Below are 15,054 nucleotides of genomic sequence, written 5' to 3'. Positions count from 1 at the left end.
TGTTCTCACTATAATATGTTTATTCATTCAATAACGTATATAGAAAAGGAAAAACAATGAACTTAAAAACCTTAATTAGCGCTACAGCATTGGCTATTAGCGCAAATACTTTCGCTGTAGATCTTGCTTCTAAAAACACTGATAGCTACCAACATATTCGCAATGCTACTGGTCGCCTGAACTACGCAGGGAAAACTTTTTTAATTGATCCGATGCTTGCTGAAAAAGGACGTTATGCAGGCTTTGAAGGGACATTAAATAGCCATTTGCGTAATCCACTTGTGGAATTGCCGATGAAAGCAGAAGATACTTTCAAAGATGTTGATGCCATTATTTTGACTCATACACATGAAGATCATTGGGATGAAGTTGCACAAAAAATTTTACCTAAATCCATCAAAATTTTTGTGCAGCATGAACGGGATGGCGACTTACTCAAAGCGCAAGGTTTTACTAACATAACCAGTTTATCGCTAGAAAAACCGGTGGAGTTCGAAGGTATTATTTTAAATAAAACCGGCGGTTCTCACGGCACAACGGAAATGTACGCTGTACCACAATTAGCCGAGATTTTAGATGAGGCGATGGGCGTAACATTCCAAGCGAAAGACCATCCAACGGTTTATTTGGTTGGTGACACAGTTTGGACTGCCGAAGTAAACAAAGCCATTAATCGTTATAAACCTGATGTAATGATTATGAACACAGGTGATGCGCGTACCTTAGCTTTTCCGAATGATGGCATTATTATGGGGTTACAAGATGTTGCTCATGCTCGTAACATGCTACCAAATACAAAACTTATCACGGTGCACATGGATGCAGTAAATCATATGTCTGTTTACCGTAAGGATTTACGCCAATTTGTCCAAGCAAATAAGCTTGAAAATGTAGCAATTCCAGAAGATGGTGAAACAGTGAAGTTTTAAAAACAAGTGGTTGAGTTCTTAGGATAATTCACAAAAAACACCTAAAAATTTAACCGCACTTCGTTATATAAAAGCCGTCTGAATTTTCAGACGGCCTTTGATTATAGCCAGGCAAAGTCAGGCTATAAAAACCATACGCTATGCGTATGGAGACAAATAGCTTAAGCGATGAACAGAAAAAAATCCTCGCTATATAATGAACAAGACTGACAACCAAAATTCAACATATAGGAGGATTATTTACCCCTCGTAGCGTGCATCTTGATGCACGACCGAATCACGCACGGAACGTTATTTAACCCTTTCGGGCATTCACGATTTCGTGCAACAAGTTGCACGCTACAATTCTTAAACCGACAGAATGCCCGATTATTCACAGCGACCAAGGTGTATTGTATGGCACGGCGGAATGGGTAAAGATGTTGGAGGGTAAAGCGGTGCAAAGTATGAGTCGCCGAGGAAATTGCTACGATAATGCGGTGATTGAAAGTTTTTTTGCGATACTAAAATCAGAGTGCTTTTACTCTCGGACTTATCATTCAATTGCTGAATTACAGGCTGAAATTGAAGAATATTTAGTGTATTACAACCAAAAACGAATTAAACTTGCTTTCAAAGGGTTGAGCCCGGTGCAATACCGAGCTCAATATTTAAGTTAACTAACCTGTCTAACTTTTGGGGGGCAGATCAAAGTGCGGTCAAAACCACGATTAATAATTTGATTGATTTCCTTTTGAACCCTATTAAACATTCAATATCCTAGCCATTTTTACTAATATGCCTTACAATTTGGCACATAATTTATTACAATGCATTTGTTATGTTACGTCTAAATCTGAGATTTTTATATTTTCTGCTCTGCATAAGCTAAAGTGTAGAATTACAGGCTGCGCCAAGTATTCCAACATTTTTAACTGAAAATGGCTTAACTTATTGCACCCACGCTTCAGGTTTTTCATTTAATCCACAAACTGATGTTACTCGTCGCTTAGTCGAAAGCTATTTTGGCAAAATTTTAGATGAAACCGCTTGACTCACTAAGGAAAGGAAAAATGAACACTCGTCCCTTTTATTTCGGACTTATATTTATTGCGATTATCGCTATACTTGCTAACTATTTAGGAAACACTGATTTTTCCCATCATTATCATATCAGTGCTTTAATTATTGCCATTTTGCTGGGAATGGCAATCGGCAATACCATTTATCCGCAATTTTCAACACAAGTGGAAAAAGGCGTGTTATTTGCGAAAGGCACGCTTCTTCGCACTGGCATTGTGCTGTATGGTTTTCGCCTCACTTTTGGCGATATTGCTGATGTCGGATTAAATGCTGTCGTCACTGATGCAATCATGCTAATTTCAACCTTCTTTTTTACCGCACTTTTAGGCATTCGTTATCTAAAAATGGATAAACAATTGGTTTATCTCACTGGGGCAGGTTGCAGCATTTGCGGTGCAGCAGCAGTGATGGCGGCAGAGCCTGTTACCAAAGCAGAATCCCATAAAGTTTCAGTGGCAATTGCCGTAGTGGTCATTTTCGGGACTCTTGCTATTTTTACTTACCCCTTGTTCTACACGTGGTCACAACATTTAATTAACGCCCATCAATTTGGTATTTATGTTGGTTCTAGTGTACACGAAGTGGCTCAAGTTTATGCGATTGGGGAAAATATTGATCCTATCGTGGCGAATACTGCCGTCATTTCCAAAATGATCCGAGTGATGATGCTTGCACCATTTTTATTAATGCTTTCTTGGTTATTAACACGTAGTAATGGAGTATCAGAAAATACGTCACACAAAATTACAATTCCTTGGTTTGCTGTACTTTTTATTGGCGTTGCGATTTTTAATTCTTTTGATTTATTACCAAAAGAACTTGTAAACTTATTAGTTGAAATCGATTCTTTCTTATTAATTTCAGCGATGGCTGCGCTCGGCTTAACTACACAAGCAAGCGCAATCAAGAAAGCAGGATTAAAACCTCTGATTTTAGGAATACTAATTTATTTATGGCTAGTGGTTGGTGGATTTTTAGTGAATTATGGAATATCAAAATTAATATAAAATTCACTTAAGATTGACCGCACTTTGATCTGCACCCCAAAACCTGGACCCCACGATAGCGCGCGTTTCCTAACGCGTGCCTGAAAATCAATTTCGTTTGATTCAGATTTTTACTATTTTCATGAATAACTTCAATTTGCTTATTTTTTAGATAGATAAAACTACGCGTCAGAAGGGGAGGGCTATCTGGGGAGCCGTTGGTAAAGCCAACGTTCAGAATCCTTTTGATTTTATGACCGCACTTTTTTGTTATTAGAAGAAAATGAAGAACTTAAACAGGTAATCACTTTATCGCCAAATATCACTTTTCCGGTAAACTTTATTCGTGAGCTTGCCTCGGGATTTTGCTAACTCCAAAACCACAATAGATTGTAATGGCACAAGCGAGGACGCTTGCGCTATCAGGGGGACTTCGACGGTGATGGCTTATGTGGTGTTGGTTATCGTGTTTGTGTCACTGTTTGAATACCTGATTACCAAGCCTTTGGAAATTTTGTTTATGCCGTGGAGAAGGTGATGCTCTGTCTTGAAAACGTGCGTTTTGAAATTCTCCGTGACCCCATCGTGCACGATTTCAGTTTGAACCTGCAACATGGCGAAGTGAAAGCTTTGTTCGGGCCGAGCGGCTGTGGCAAGACGACGGTTTTGCGTTTGATTGCGGGCTTGGAAACGCCGAAATCGGGCACGATACGCAATACTTTCCGCAAAACGGGTTTTCTGTTTCAGGAAAACCGCCTGCCGGAAAACTTGACCGCGATGCAGAATATCGCTATTTTTATGGACAAACCCGATGAAGGCGAAATCATCGCGCTGGCGGCGAAAGTCGGGCTGACTGCGGGCGATTTGAACAAATATCCGACCGAATTGTCCGGCGGCATGGCGAAACGGGTAGCATTTTTGCGCCTGCAGCTGTGCGGCTGCGACCTTGCCTTGCTGGACGAGCCGTTCGTCGGTTTGGACCGCGATTTGCGCGATATTTTGGTCGCCATGCTGGTGGAAAAAATCGAGCGGCAGGGCATGGCGTGTATGCTGGTAACGCACGACCGCTTCGAAGTCGCACGCCTGAGCCATGAAATCATGCTGCTTTCCACTAAGGGCATGAACGTGCAAAACGTGATTACCCTGCCTACGCCGCTGTCTGAACGCGATTGGGCTTTTGAAGAAGCCGTGGTGGCAAGAGAGTTTCAGGGGATTCATTATTATGAGTGATAGGAATTTAAATTTCTGACAAACCTTGCGGTTCGTTGCCCTCTCCCTAGCCCTCTCCCACGGGGAAAGGGGATCAGGTTTCTCAAAATCAGAGAGCCGTAGAATTGGGAATCAGATGTCAGGTAAACCTGAAAATGTTCAGGCTCGACAGCCCAATTCCCTCTCCCCGTGGGAGAGGGCTAGGGAGAGGGTAAGCAAGCCGCAGGCTTGCCTCTTTAGCGAAAGATACGAATCTGTTATCCGAACGCGATTCGGTTTTTGAAAAAGCCGTGGTGCCAAGGGGGCAGGGGATTCATTATGAGGTGCTTTATGTTTTCGACTGTGATTACTGCTGCTGTTTTATATATTGCTACAGCAGTAGATTTGTTGGTAATACTATTAATATTTTTTGCTAGAGCAAATACTAGAAAAGAATATCGAGATATTTATATCGGACAATATTTAGGTTCTGTAATTTTAATATTAGTTAGTTTATTTCTAGCTTTTGTTTTGAATTATGTTCCGGAAAAATGGGTGTTGGGTTTATTAGGTTTAATACCGATTTACTTAGGTATTAAAGTTGCTATTTACGACGATTGTGAGGGCGAAAAAAGAGCTAAAAAAGAATTGGATGAAAAAGGGTTGTCAAAATTAGTCGGTATTGTTGCTTTGGTTACAGTTGCTAGTTGTGGTGCAGATAATATTGGACTTTTTGTTCCTTACTTTGTGACTTTAGATCTTGTCGACTTATTAGTTACTCTTCTTGTATTTTTAATATTGATTTTTGTTTTAGTATATACAGCACAAAGATTGGCTAATATTTCAGGTGTTGGTGAAATTGTAGAGAAGTTTAGTCGTTGGATAATGGCTGTTATTTATATTGGTTTAGGGTTATTTATTATTATTGAAAATAATACAATTCAAACAATAATATCAATAATATGAATGATACGGGCATTTGAGTATCTGACAAACCTTCGGCTTGCTTCTTCAATATAAGATACAACCCTGTCCGCCCAATAAATCCATATCCGAAAGCATCTTCATGCAGAATTAAGCCAAACCATGAATAAGTTTTTCACCCACCCCATGCGGCCGTTTTTCGTCGGTGCGGCGGTGCTTGCCATACTCGGCGCGTTGGTGTTTTTCATCAGCTCCGGTGCCGTCATTTTGAAATGAAACCAAATCAAAGCCAATTGAACCGTCATCTACTTGTGTATGGCCATCACGACCGCCGATTGCTGTTGCTGATGTTTTGTAGAAAATTTTCATAATGTTTTCCTCATTTAATATTGGTTAATATGTTTTGGCGTACCGCCGTTGAAAGTGAGTACATTATATTGAACGGCAATATGAAGTGTTATATGATTTATTCAAATTACTTGCCTATTCCTACAAAATCATATTCTCAACTGAAACGATAGAACGCTTATTACAAGTTATTCCACATAACGAACTCTATTCATCACCGATTAAAGGCTTATTTCTTCGCCATTCAGATCAACCATTTTGTTACGAAGGTATTATTCAAGAGCCGAGCATTTGCATCGTGTTAAGCGGAGAACGTGAAGTGCAGTTAGGCGAACAATGCTACCGATTTGATAATCAACATTTTATGTTTTGCCCAGTAAACATACCGATGCGTGGCGAGATTAAATGTGCAGAGCCGCAAAAGCCGTTTTTAGTGATGTCGATGAAAATTGATATTGAAAGCGTTAGCAAGATTTTATTAGCAAATCCAAACCTTGTAGATGATGTCCAACAGGGCGACTAAGGTTTTGCACAATGGCATCTGGATGAATCTCTCAAAAATGCTGTTGAACGTCTATTGCTCTTGCACGAAAATCCAAAAGATATTGAGTTTCTTGCACCGCTTATCCAACAAGAAATTTATTATCGACTCCTTATAGGCGAACAAGGTGGCAAATTTAAAGCCATGGTAAGCAATGGATCGCATACCAAAAAAATCGCCCAAGCCACCCATTATCTGCAACAACATTTTAGTGAAACCATCACTGTGGAAACCTTGGCAAATCTAAGTGGCATGTCATTATCTGGATTTCATAGTCATTTCAAGAAGATAACCAGCCTTTCACCGCTACAATATCAAAAATCATTACGTTTGATGGAAGCCAGACGATTGATCGCACAAGAAGGACGAGGTATTACCGAAGCCGCTTACCAAGTCGGCTACGAATCACCTAGCCAATTCAGCCGTGAATACAAACGGTATTTCGGGCATGCGCCCAAGGGGGATATTAAATAGATGGGGCTTAAAGATAGGTTTAAATACACCTAAAAATTTGACCGCACTTTATGATGAAAAAAGTCTGAAACGTTAATTTCAGACGGTTTTTTATTTACCAAGATTTTGTGAAAGACATTAAAAATGAGATAATTCTTAAACCTTTTAAGAGGAATTATTTATAAAGATATTTGGAGAAAGCATGGAACATAAACTTGAGGATATCATTGCGATTTTTAATCAATGTTTTGAAGAAGAATATAATACGCGATTGGTTAAAGGTGGGGATGAGCCGATTTACATTCCTGCAAATGATGAGGTGCCTTATAACGCGATTTACTTTGCGAGAGGCTTTTACAGCAGTGCATTACATGAAATTGCCCATTGGTTAGTGGCGGGGAAAGAGCGCCGTAAATTAGAAGATTTTGGCTATTGGTATGAGCCGGATGGCCGTTCTGAAGAACGTCAACGTGATTTTGAAAAGGTGGAAGTGAAGCCTCAAGCATTGGAATGGATTTTAGCCACTGCGGCGGGATTTCGTTATTTTGCCAGTGCGGATAATTTGAATGGCAATCCGGGAGATACGCAACCATTTAAGCAAGCGGTATATGAACAAGTAAAAACCTATGCAGAAAAAGGCTTACCAAAACGTGCCGAAACCTTGCGTCATGCCTTGGCTCAATTTTATGGCACAGAAGATCGAATTGATTTAGCGAAATTTGATGTTACTCGCATCTAAAGTGCGGTCATTTTTAGGCAGATTTTGCGTCTGTCAATTTTCCTTAAAATCGGCTAAAATAGGCCGATTTTATTTTTGGCTTTAACTTTATAAAAATATGAAAGATTCTATTATTGCAAAACTTGAAAGTTTAAAAGAACGTTATGAAGAATTAGAGGCATTGCTAGGCGATGCGTCGGTAATTTCGGATCAGGATAAATTCCGTGCGTATTCTAAAGAATATTCACAACTTGAAGATGTGGTGAAATGTTTTAATCGTTGGAATCAGCTTAATTCTAACATTGCTGAAGCGGAGTTGATGTTAGATGATCCTGAAATGAAAGAAATGGCAGAGATGGAAATTGAAGAATCCAAAGCCGAAATTGAAGAAGTGGAGCAACAACTTCAAATTCTTTTATTACCGAAAGATCCAAATGATGAATATAACTGCTATTTAGAAATTCGTGCGGGTACTGGTGGTGATGAAGCGGGTATCTTTGCCGGCGATTTATTCCGTATGTACAGCCGTTATGCTGAAAGTAAACGCTGGCGTGTTGAAATGCTCAGCGCAAATGAAAGCGAGCAGGGCGGTTATAAAGAAGTGATCGTTAAAGTAAGCGGTGATGGCGTGTATGGTCAGTTAAAGTTTGAATCAGGCGGCCACCGTGTACAACGTGTACCAAAAACAGAAAGCCAAGGTCGTATTCATACTTCTGCTTGTACTGTTGCGGTGATGCCTGAATTACCAGAATCAGAAATGCCGGAAATCAATCCTGCAGATTTACGTATTGATACCTACCGTTCATCTGGTGCGGGTGGTCAGCACGTTAATACAACAGACTCTGCGGTACGTATTACCCACATTCCAACAGGTATTGTGGTGGAATGTCAGGATGAGCGTTCACAACATAAAAACAAAGCCAAAGCAATGTCTGTCTTGGCTTCACGTATTGTACAAGCGGAGCAAGAGCGTCAAGCTGCAGAGCAAGCAGATACTCGCCGTAACTTATTAGGTTCAGGCGATCGTTCAGATAAAATTCGTACTTATAACTACCCACAAGGTCGTGTAACCGATCACCGTATCAACTTAACGCTCTATCGTTTAGATGAAGTGATGAACGGCAAAATTGACGAGCTTATTCAACCAATTATTACTGAATATCAAGCGGATCAATTAGCGGCGTTATCTGAGAATAATTAATGACCTATCAACAATGGCTTGCCGATGCTGCGCAAGCCTTAAATCAGGTAAATCCGACAGAGAATGGCAAAGTTGACGCGTTAGTGCTATTGCAACACGCAACGGACAAATCAAGAACGCAAATTTTAGCTTTCGACGAAACGGAAATTGATGAAAAAGTGCGGTTAAAATTGACCGCACTTTTAGATCGTCGTCTAAAAGGCGAACCTATCGCTTATATCCTCGGTGAAAAAGAATTCTGGTCCTTGCCTTTAAATGTGTCTGAAGGAACATTAATTCCTCGCCCCGATACCGAAATTCTCGTAGAAAAAGCATTACAAATTGCGTTAGAAAAACTGGAAGAAAATCCACCGCACTTTCGTATTCTCGATCTAGGTACCGGAACTGGTGCCATTGCGTTGGCGTTGGCTTCTGAGCTTTCTCCTATTTGTCAAAAAAAGCATATTCAATTAGATGTCATCGGTGTTGATTTGATGCCAGAAGTCGTCAAGTTAGCGCAATCCAATGCAGAAAAAAATCAGCTCAAGGTGCAATTTTTGCAGAGTCGTTGGTTTGAAAATGTTGAAGGGCAGTTTGATATTATCGTCAGTAATCCGCCTTATATTGATGAAACCGATGAACATCTTTTCCAAGGTGATGTGCGTTTCGAGCCTCGTTCGGCGTTGGTGGCGGGCGAAAACGGTTTAGCTGATTTACGTCATCTTATTGAGCATGCGCCAGGACATTTAAAAGATAACGGCTATTTATTGTTAGAGCACGGCTGGAAACAGGGTGAAGAAGTGCGGTCAATTTTCTGGCAAAATCATTGGCAAGGGGTTGCAACCATACGGGATTATGGCGACAATGAGCGCGTAACATTGGGATATTGGAAGCGGTAATGAAATACGATCAAAAAGCCTTATATGCTGAACTGACTCATTTTTATTTGAGCATTTGTGAGAAAGAGCAACTTGATGAGCCTCGCTTAAGAGGGCTTGTTGGAAGCTTGGTGCGCAAAGCTCGCCAAGCTATTCCTGAAGAATGGGATGATAAAGCTAAAATTCATCAACTCTTGCAGTTATTTTACGGTGATTGGGGCTTTCATTGCGATGCGGATAATTACTTCTATGCTCGCAATTTATATCTTCCGTATATTTTAGAAGAGCGTGAAGGCATGCCGGTGAGCCTTGGCGCCTTAATACTTTATTTGGCCGCAAGTTTAAAATTGCCGATTTATCCCGTGAATTTCCCGACGCAACTGATTTTACGTGCAGAAGTCGATGGTGAAGTGGCGTTTATTGATCCTTGGAGTGGAAAATACATTTCAGTGGATGAATTGAAAAAACTCTATGAAGGTGCCTTTGGTTTTGGGGCTCAAATTCAACCTGAAGACTTAGCTCGAGCAGATATTCCGATGCTTATCGCACGTTTCCGTCAGCTCGCCAAGAATGCCTTAATTCGTGAAGAACAAAACGATTTGGCGTTTAATTATATCCAATTCTTATTAGCAGGAAGAAAAGATCCTTATGATATTCGCGATCGCGGCTTAGTGTTGGCGCAAATGGGCGCTTATCCTTCAGCTATTGAGGATTTGGAATATTTTGTGGATCAATGTCCGAATGATCCCACTTCTTCTCTGTTAAAAACTCAACTTTTAGAACTGAAAGGCGAAGCATTGAAAGATGCCAAGTCCATCCATTAAAAAGGAAATATTATGCAAAATAAAATTGTAAAAATTGGCAATATTGATGTCGCAAATGACAAACCCTTTGTGCTTTTCGGCGGGATGAACGTGCTTGAAAGTCGCGATATGGCGATGCAAGTTTGCGAAGCTTATGTGAAAGTGACGGAAAAGTTGGGCGTTTCTTATGTTTTTAAGGCATCTTTCGATAAAGCTAACCGTTCTTCAATTCATTCTTACCGTGGTCCAGGCATGGAAGAAGGTTTAAAAATTTTCCAAGAGATAAAAGAAACCTTTGGCGTGAAAGTGATTACTGATGTGCACGAAATCTATCAATGCCAGCCTGTAGCTGATGTGGTGGATGTGATCCAATTGCCGGCATTTTTAGCGCGTCAAACAGATTTAGTCGAAGCGATGGCAAAAACGGGGGCAGTGATTAATGTGAAAAAACCACAATTCTTAAGCCCAGGTCAAATGGGCAATATTGTCGATAAATTTGAAGAATGTGGTAACGATAAAATCATCCTTTGTGATCGCGGTTCAAACTTTGGCTACGATAATTTAGTGGTGGATATGTTAGGCTTCGGCGTGATGAAAAAAGTGTCGAAAGGCAGCCCTGTCATTTTTGACGTGACCCATTCATTACAATGCCGTGATCCGTTTGGTGCCGCTTCAGGTGGTCGTCGTGAACAAGTGACCGAATTAGCGCGTTCGGGCTTAGCAATTGGCATTGCAGGCTTATTCTTAGAAGCGCACCCAAATCCTAATCAAGCAAAATGTGATGGCCCTTCTGCATTGCCACTTTCAGCATTAGAAGGTTTTGTCTCACAGATGAAAGCCATTGATGATTTAGTGAAGTCTTTCCCTGAATTAGATACGTCCATCTAATGGAGAAGTGCGGTTGAAAACAGCGTTGTTTTTGACCGCACTTTTATTCTGTAAAAGGAGATGACAATGAATATCGTATTTTTAGACAGCACGGCAATTCCAAAACATATTCCTATTCCTCGTCCAAGCTTTCCGCATAACTGGGTAGAGTATGAATATACTTCTGCAGAGCAAACTATTGAGCGAGCAAAAGACGCGGATATTATTATCACCAGTAAAGTGATTTTAAGCCGTGAGGTGTTGCAACAATTACCTAAATTAAAATTGATTGCTATCACCGCAACAGGCACCAATAACGTGGATTTAGACGCGGCAAAAGAATTGGGCGTGGCGGTTAAAAATGTGACGGGTTATTCTGCCACGACCGTACCTGAGCATGTGTTGGGCATGATTTTTGCGTTAAAACATAGCTTGGCTGGCTGGCAACGCGATCAAATCACCGGCAAATGGACTGAGAGTAAACAGTTCTGCTACTTTGATTATCCCATTACAGATGTTAAAGGTTCAACGTTAGGTGTGTTTGGAAAAGGCTGTTTAGGTACAGAAGTAGGGCGTTTAGGTGAGCTTTTAGGCATGAAAGTCCTTTATGCTGAACATCGAAATGCCACAACGTGCCGTGAAGGTTACACGCCTTTTGAAGAGGTGCTAAAACAAGCCGATATTCTGACATTGCATTGTGCATTGACTGAAACAACTAAAAATTTAATCAATCAAGAAACCTTGTCACTTTGTAAGAAAGGTGCGTATTTAATCAATACTGGTCGTGGTCCATTGATTGACGAGCAAGCAGTTTGTGACGCATTAAAATCAGGGCAGTTAGGTGGTGCCGCATTAGATGTGTTAGTGAAAGAACCACCAGAGAAAAACAATCCACTGATTGAATTAGCGAAAACGATGCCGAATTTAATTATCACACCTCATATTGCTTGGGCGAGTGATAGTGCGGTAACCACGCTAACGAAAAAAGTGACGCAAAATATCGAAGATTTCGTTCAACAATTAAATCAAAAATAATGAATTTACCTATTTCTTTATATGTCGCCCTGCGATATTGGCGTGCAAAAAGCGCCGATCGTTTTGGGCGACTTGTTGCTAATTTGGCAAGCTTTGGCATCGTACTAGGTGTGATGGCATTGATTATTGTGCTTTCTGTCATGAATGGATTAGAAGGCTATCAAAAACAACAGGTGCTTTCGACAATTCCGCATGCGATTGTTAGCCAAGAAGCGCCTATTTCAGCAGAAAAACCGCTTGAAAATACACCGCACTTTGTGCAAAAAGCTGTGCCAATTAATACGACAAATGTTGTGTTTCAAACAGCAAAAGGCGTGAGTGCAGGACAAGTAATTGGCATTCAGTCTTTTTCAGATGATCCTTTACTGGAAGGTTTCGATCCGAGCCAATTTAATCAACTTTTACCGCAAGGTGAGTTTAAGCTAATTATTGGCGATAATCTGGCGCAAAAATTAGGCTTAGCGGTGGGCGATAAAGTTCGCTTAATGATTACTGAAAATAGCCAATATACGCCATTTGGTCGTGTGCCGATGCAGCGTTTATTTACAGTGAGTGAGATTTACTATGATTATGGCGAAGCGTCAGGTTATGAAGTTTTTGCTAATTTAGCCGATATTGGTCGCCTAATGCGTATTCAACCAGGTGAGGCACAAGGCTATCGTTTATTCCTAGATGATCCTTTCCAAATCACAGAATTGCCAACCTATTTTGAAGAGAGTCATATCAGCGATTGGCGTGTCCAAAAAGGGGAGTTTTTCCAAGCAGTTCGTATGGAAAAAAATATGATGGGCTTGTTGATTAGCTTAATTATTGTTGTTGCGATTTCCAATATCGTGACCTCATTAAGTTTAATGGTGGTGGATAAACAAGGGGAAATTGCCATTTTGCAAACACAAGGTGTCACTAAATCACAAGTGCGTTCGATCTTTATTTATCAGGGGTTATTGGTGGGGCTAGTGGGCACGTTGATTGGTGCTGTACTGGGCGTATTAATTACCTTAAATCTTGGGGCAATTTTAAGTGCGATCAATCCGAACGGTGTTTTCTTGCCGACCTCGATTGAGCCTGTGCAAGTCATTATTGTGATTGCCTTTTCTTTATTGTTATCTTTATTATCAACCATTTATCCAGCTTATCGTGCGGCAAAAACTGAGCCGGCGGAAGCATTACGTTATGAGTAAAATATGAATAACTACTTATTAGAATGCCAAAATATTAATAAATTTTACCAAGAAGGCGAGAACCAGACCCAAGTATTAAAAGGCGTAAGCTTTGCCATGAAACCACAGGAATTAGTGGCGATTGTGGGAAGTTCTGGTTCGGGAAAAAGTACTTTATTACACACCTTAGGCGGCTTAGATCAGCCAAGTAGTGGGGAAGTCTTTATTAAAGGGCAATCATTGCAAAAAGCGTCTGAAAGTGAATTGGCTAAATTACGTAACCAAAATCTAGGGTTTGTGTATCAATTTCACCATTTAATGGCAGATTTTACCGCCTTGGAAAATGTGATGATGCCGATGTTAATTGGTCGTCAGAATAAAACAGAAGCAAAAGATCGTGCTGAAAAAATATTGGGTGCAGTAGGCTTAAGTCATCGCATTACTCATCGTCCATCTGCACTTTCGGGCGGTGAACGTCAACGTGTGGCGATTGCTCGTGCATTAGTGAATAATCCCGCTCTCGTCTTGGCCGATGAACCAACCGGGAACTTGGATCATAAAACCACAGAAAGTATTTTTGAATTAATTCAAACCTTGAATGCGGAGCAAAACATTGCGTTTTTATTGGTTACGCATGATATGTCCTTGGCGCAAAAATTGTCTCGTTGTTTAACTATGCAAGATGGCATTTTGAAGGAAGGTGCATAATGAATACGCCTTTTTTCATTAGTTGGCGTTATCAACGGGGTAAGCAAAAGAATCCGTTGGTGGCGTTAATTTCAAAATTCTCTGCTATCGGTATCGCCCTTGGTGTGGCGGTGTTGATCGTGGGGTTAAGTGCCATGAATGGTTTTGAGCGTGAATTGAATTCACGTATTTTGGCTGTGGTGCCGCATACGGAAATCACCGTTAATCCACATGCCAATGAAGCCACATTAAACCATTGGCAGAACCTTGCGGAACGTCTAAAAACAAACAAAAAAATTACCGCATTTTCACCTTTTGTGAGTTTTACAGCCTTAGTCGAAAATGGCAATAAACTTAAAGTCGTTCAAGTGAAAGGGGTCGATAAACAAGCTGAAGATCAAGTGAGTTCTCTTGGTAAGTTTGTGGAAGGTGATGGCTGGCAGAAATTCGCAGAAGAAGGCGGATTAGTGTTAGGCTCTGGTATTGCCAAAGAGTTAGATGTTAAAGCAGGCGATTGGGTGTCGTTATTAATCTCTCAACCGAATGGCGAAGATCAAATGGCTCAACCTAATCGTGAGCGTGTTCAAGTGACTGCTATTTTACGTTTAGATGGTCAGTTAGACCACAGTTATGCCTTATTAGCATTACCTCAAGCACAAGAGTTAATGGGGTATCAAGAAGATCAAATTACCGGTGTTGAATTAAAAGTGGATGATCCATTCAAAGTACAAGAAATGGATTATTCGATGCTGAATGATTATCCTCAACTGCTTTATATCCAAAACTGGGTGGCAAAATTTGGCTATATGTATCGTGATATTCAGCTTATCCGCACAGTGATGTATATCGCCATGGTGCTTGTTATTGGGGTAGCATGTTTTAATATCGTTTCTACCTTAATTATGGCGGTAAAAGATAAGCAAGGTGATATTGCGATTATGCGAACCCTGGGGGCAAATAATGGCTTTATTAAGCAGATCTTTATTTGGTATGGTTTGCTTGCAGGAATGAAAGGGTGTTTGATTGGTATCGTGTTAGGAGTCGTACTCGCACTGAATCTCACGCCGATTATTCAAGGCATCGAGGCATTACTTGGTAAAAAACTGTTATCAGATGGCATCTATTTCGTTGATTTCTTACCAAGCGAATTACATTGGTTCGATGTTGTATTAGTTCTCGTGGCGGCATTGGTATTGAGTTTACTCGCCAGTCTTTATCCAGCCAGTCGAGCCGCGAAGTTACAACCGGCTCAAGTGTTGAGCAATCACTAATAAAAAATCAGGGATTAAGTATTT

General features: G+C 40.6%; 15 protein-coding genes and 2 pseudogenes. 16 read left to right on the top strand and 1 reads right to left on the bottom strand.

What is annotated here, in order from left to right; all coding sequences use genetic code 11:
• Positions 1-56: 56 nt before the first annotated feature.
• From HMPREF3279_RS02670 to HMPREF3279_RS02650, 6 genes and pseudogenes are all read left to right on the top strand, one after another.
• A complete protein-coding gene (locus HMPREF3279_RS02670) occupies positions 57-929 on the top strand; it encodes an MBL fold metallo-hydrolase (RefSeq protein WP_070867990.1) in 873 nt (290 codons plus the stop codon).
• Positions 930-1,261: 332 nt separating this feature from the next.
• Positions 1,262-1,588, top strand: coding sequence for an IS3 family transposase (locus HMPREF3279_RS02665; RefSeq protein ID WP_133253120.1), 327 nt, complete (start codon positions 1,262-1,264; stop codon positions 1,586-1,588).
• Positions 1,589-1,981: 393 nt separating this feature from the next.
• Positions 1,982-2,998 carry a YeiH family protein gene (locus tag HMPREF3279_RS02660; RefSeq protein ID WP_070867989.1) on the top strand — a complete coding sequence of 339 codons (1,017 nt, stop codon included), beginning with the start codon at positions 1,982-1,984 and terminating at the stop codon, positions 2,996-2,998.
• Between the two features lie 388 nt (positions 2,999-3,386).
• Positions 3,387-3,515 (top strand): annotated as a pseudogene (locus HMPREF3279_RS09990) (ABC transporter permease); the annotation flags it as partial.
• Positions 3,515-4,207, top strand: a complete 693-nt coding sequence (locus HMPREF3279_RS02655) for an ATP-binding cassette domain-containing protein (protein ID WP_180365021.1) — start codon at positions 3,515-3,517, stop codon at positions 4,205-4,207. The pseudogene HMPREF3279_RS09990 and the gene HMPREF3279_RS02655, both read left to right, overlap by 1 nt.
• Before the next feature lie 309 nt (positions 4,208-4,516).
• Positions 4,517-5,131 carry a CadD family cadmium resistance transporter gene (locus HMPREF3279_RS02650; protein ID WP_003766668.1) on the top strand — a complete coding sequence of 205 codons (615 nt, stop codon included), beginning with the start codon at positions 4,517-4,519 and terminating at the stop codon, positions 5,129-5,131.
• A 108-nt stretch (positions 5,132-5,239) separates the two neighbouring features.
• Here HMPREF3279_RS02650 and HMPREF3279_RS02645 read toward each other — a convergent pair whose 3' ends face one another.
• Positions 5,240-5,458: a hypothetical protein gene (locus tag HMPREF3279_RS02645; RefSeq protein ID WP_049372470.1), complete on the bottom strand. Its 219-nt coding sequence runs from the start codon at positions 5,456-5,458 to the stop codon at positions 5,240-5,242.
• Positions 5,459-5,543: 85 nt separating this feature from the next.
• Between HMPREF3279_RS02645 and HMPREF3279_RS02640 the strand changes: the two are divergent.
• The 10 genes and pseudogenes from HMPREF3279_RS02640 to lolE all read left to right on the top strand — a co-directional run bounded on the left by HMPREF3279_RS02640 (position 5,544) and on the right by lolE (position 15,030).
• Positions 5,544-6,452, top strand: a pseudogene (locus HMPREF3279_RS02640) (AraC family transcriptional regulator N-terminal domain-containing protein).
• Positions 6,453-6,633: 181 nt separating this feature from the next.
• A complete protein-coding gene (locus HMPREF3279_RS02635) occupies positions 6,634-7,170 on the top strand; it encodes an elongation factor P hydroxylase (protein WP_049371211.1) in 537 nt (178 codons plus the stop codon).
• A 97-nt stretch (positions 7,171-7,267) separates the two neighbouring features.
• The gene (gene prfA / locus HMPREF3279_RS02630) at positions 7,268-8,350 is read left to right on the top strand and encodes a peptide chain release factor 1 (RefSeq protein ID WP_005695856.1); all 1,083 of its coding nucleotides are present in this window, start codon (positions 7,268-7,270) and stop codon (positions 8,348-8,350) included.
• Positions 8,350-9,228, top strand: a complete 879-nt coding sequence (gene prmC / locus HMPREF3279_RS02625; RefSeq protein WP_070867987.1) for a peptide chain release factor N(5)-glutamine methyltransferase — start codon at positions 8,350-8,352, stop codon at positions 9,226-9,228. The genes prfA and prmC overlap by 1 nt, the downstream gene beginning before the upstream one ends.
• Positions 9,228-10,031 (top strand): SirB1 family protein, encoded by an 804-nt coding sequence (locus HMPREF3279_RS02620; RefSeq protein ID WP_070867986.1) that lies wholly within the window; start codon positions 9,228-9,230, stop codon positions 10,029-10,031. Before prmC ends, HMPREF3279_RS02620 begins: the two co-directional genes overlap by 1 nt.
• 12 nt (positions 10,032-10,043) lie before the next feature.
• Complete coding sequence (gene kdsA, locus HMPREF3279_RS02615; protein ID WP_070867985.1) at positions 10,044-10,898, top strand: 3-deoxy-8-phosphooctulonate synthase; 855 nt, start codon at positions 10,044-10,046, stop codon at positions 10,896-10,898.
• Between the two features lie 66 nt (positions 10,899-10,964).
• Positions 10,965-11,912, top strand: coding sequence for a 2-hydroxyacid dehydrogenase (locus HMPREF3279_RS02610; protein ID WP_070867984.1), 948 nt, complete (start codon positions 10,965-10,967; stop codon positions 11,910-11,912).
• Positions 11,912-13,093 (top strand): lipoprotein-releasing ABC transporter permease subunit, encoded by a 1,182-nt coding sequence (locus HMPREF3279_RS02605; protein ID WP_049367494.1) that lies wholly within the window; start codon positions 11,912-11,914, stop codon positions 13,091-13,093. The genes HMPREF3279_RS02610 and HMPREF3279_RS02605 overlap by 1 nt, the downstream gene beginning before the upstream one ends.
• A gap of 3 nt (positions 13,094-13,096) precedes the next feature.
• Positions 13,097-13,780, top strand: coding sequence for a lipoprotein-releasing ABC transporter ATP-binding protein LolD (lolD, locus tag HMPREF3279_RS02600; RefSeq protein WP_014065207.1), 684 nt, complete (start codon positions 13,097-13,099; stop codon positions 13,778-13,780).
• Complete coding sequence (gene lolE, locus HMPREF3279_RS02595) at positions 13,780-15,030, top strand: lipoprotein-releasing ABC transporter permease subunit LolE (protein WP_070867983.1); 1,251 nt, start codon at positions 13,780-13,782, stop codon at positions 15,028-15,030. The genes lolD and lolE overlap by 1 nt, the downstream gene beginning before the upstream one ends.
• The last annotated feature ends 24 nt before the right edge of the window (positions 15,031-15,054 follow it).

Source organism: Haemophilus sp. HMSC71H05 (genome assembly GCF_001838635.1).
Lineage (GTDB): Bacteria > Pseudomonadota > Gammaproteobacteria > Enterobacterales > Pasteurellaceae > Haemophilus_D > Haemophilus_D parainfluenzae_R.
The sequence above is the reverse complement of the archived record's forward strand: the minus strand, read 5'-3'. Positions and strand labels throughout refer to the sequence as shown.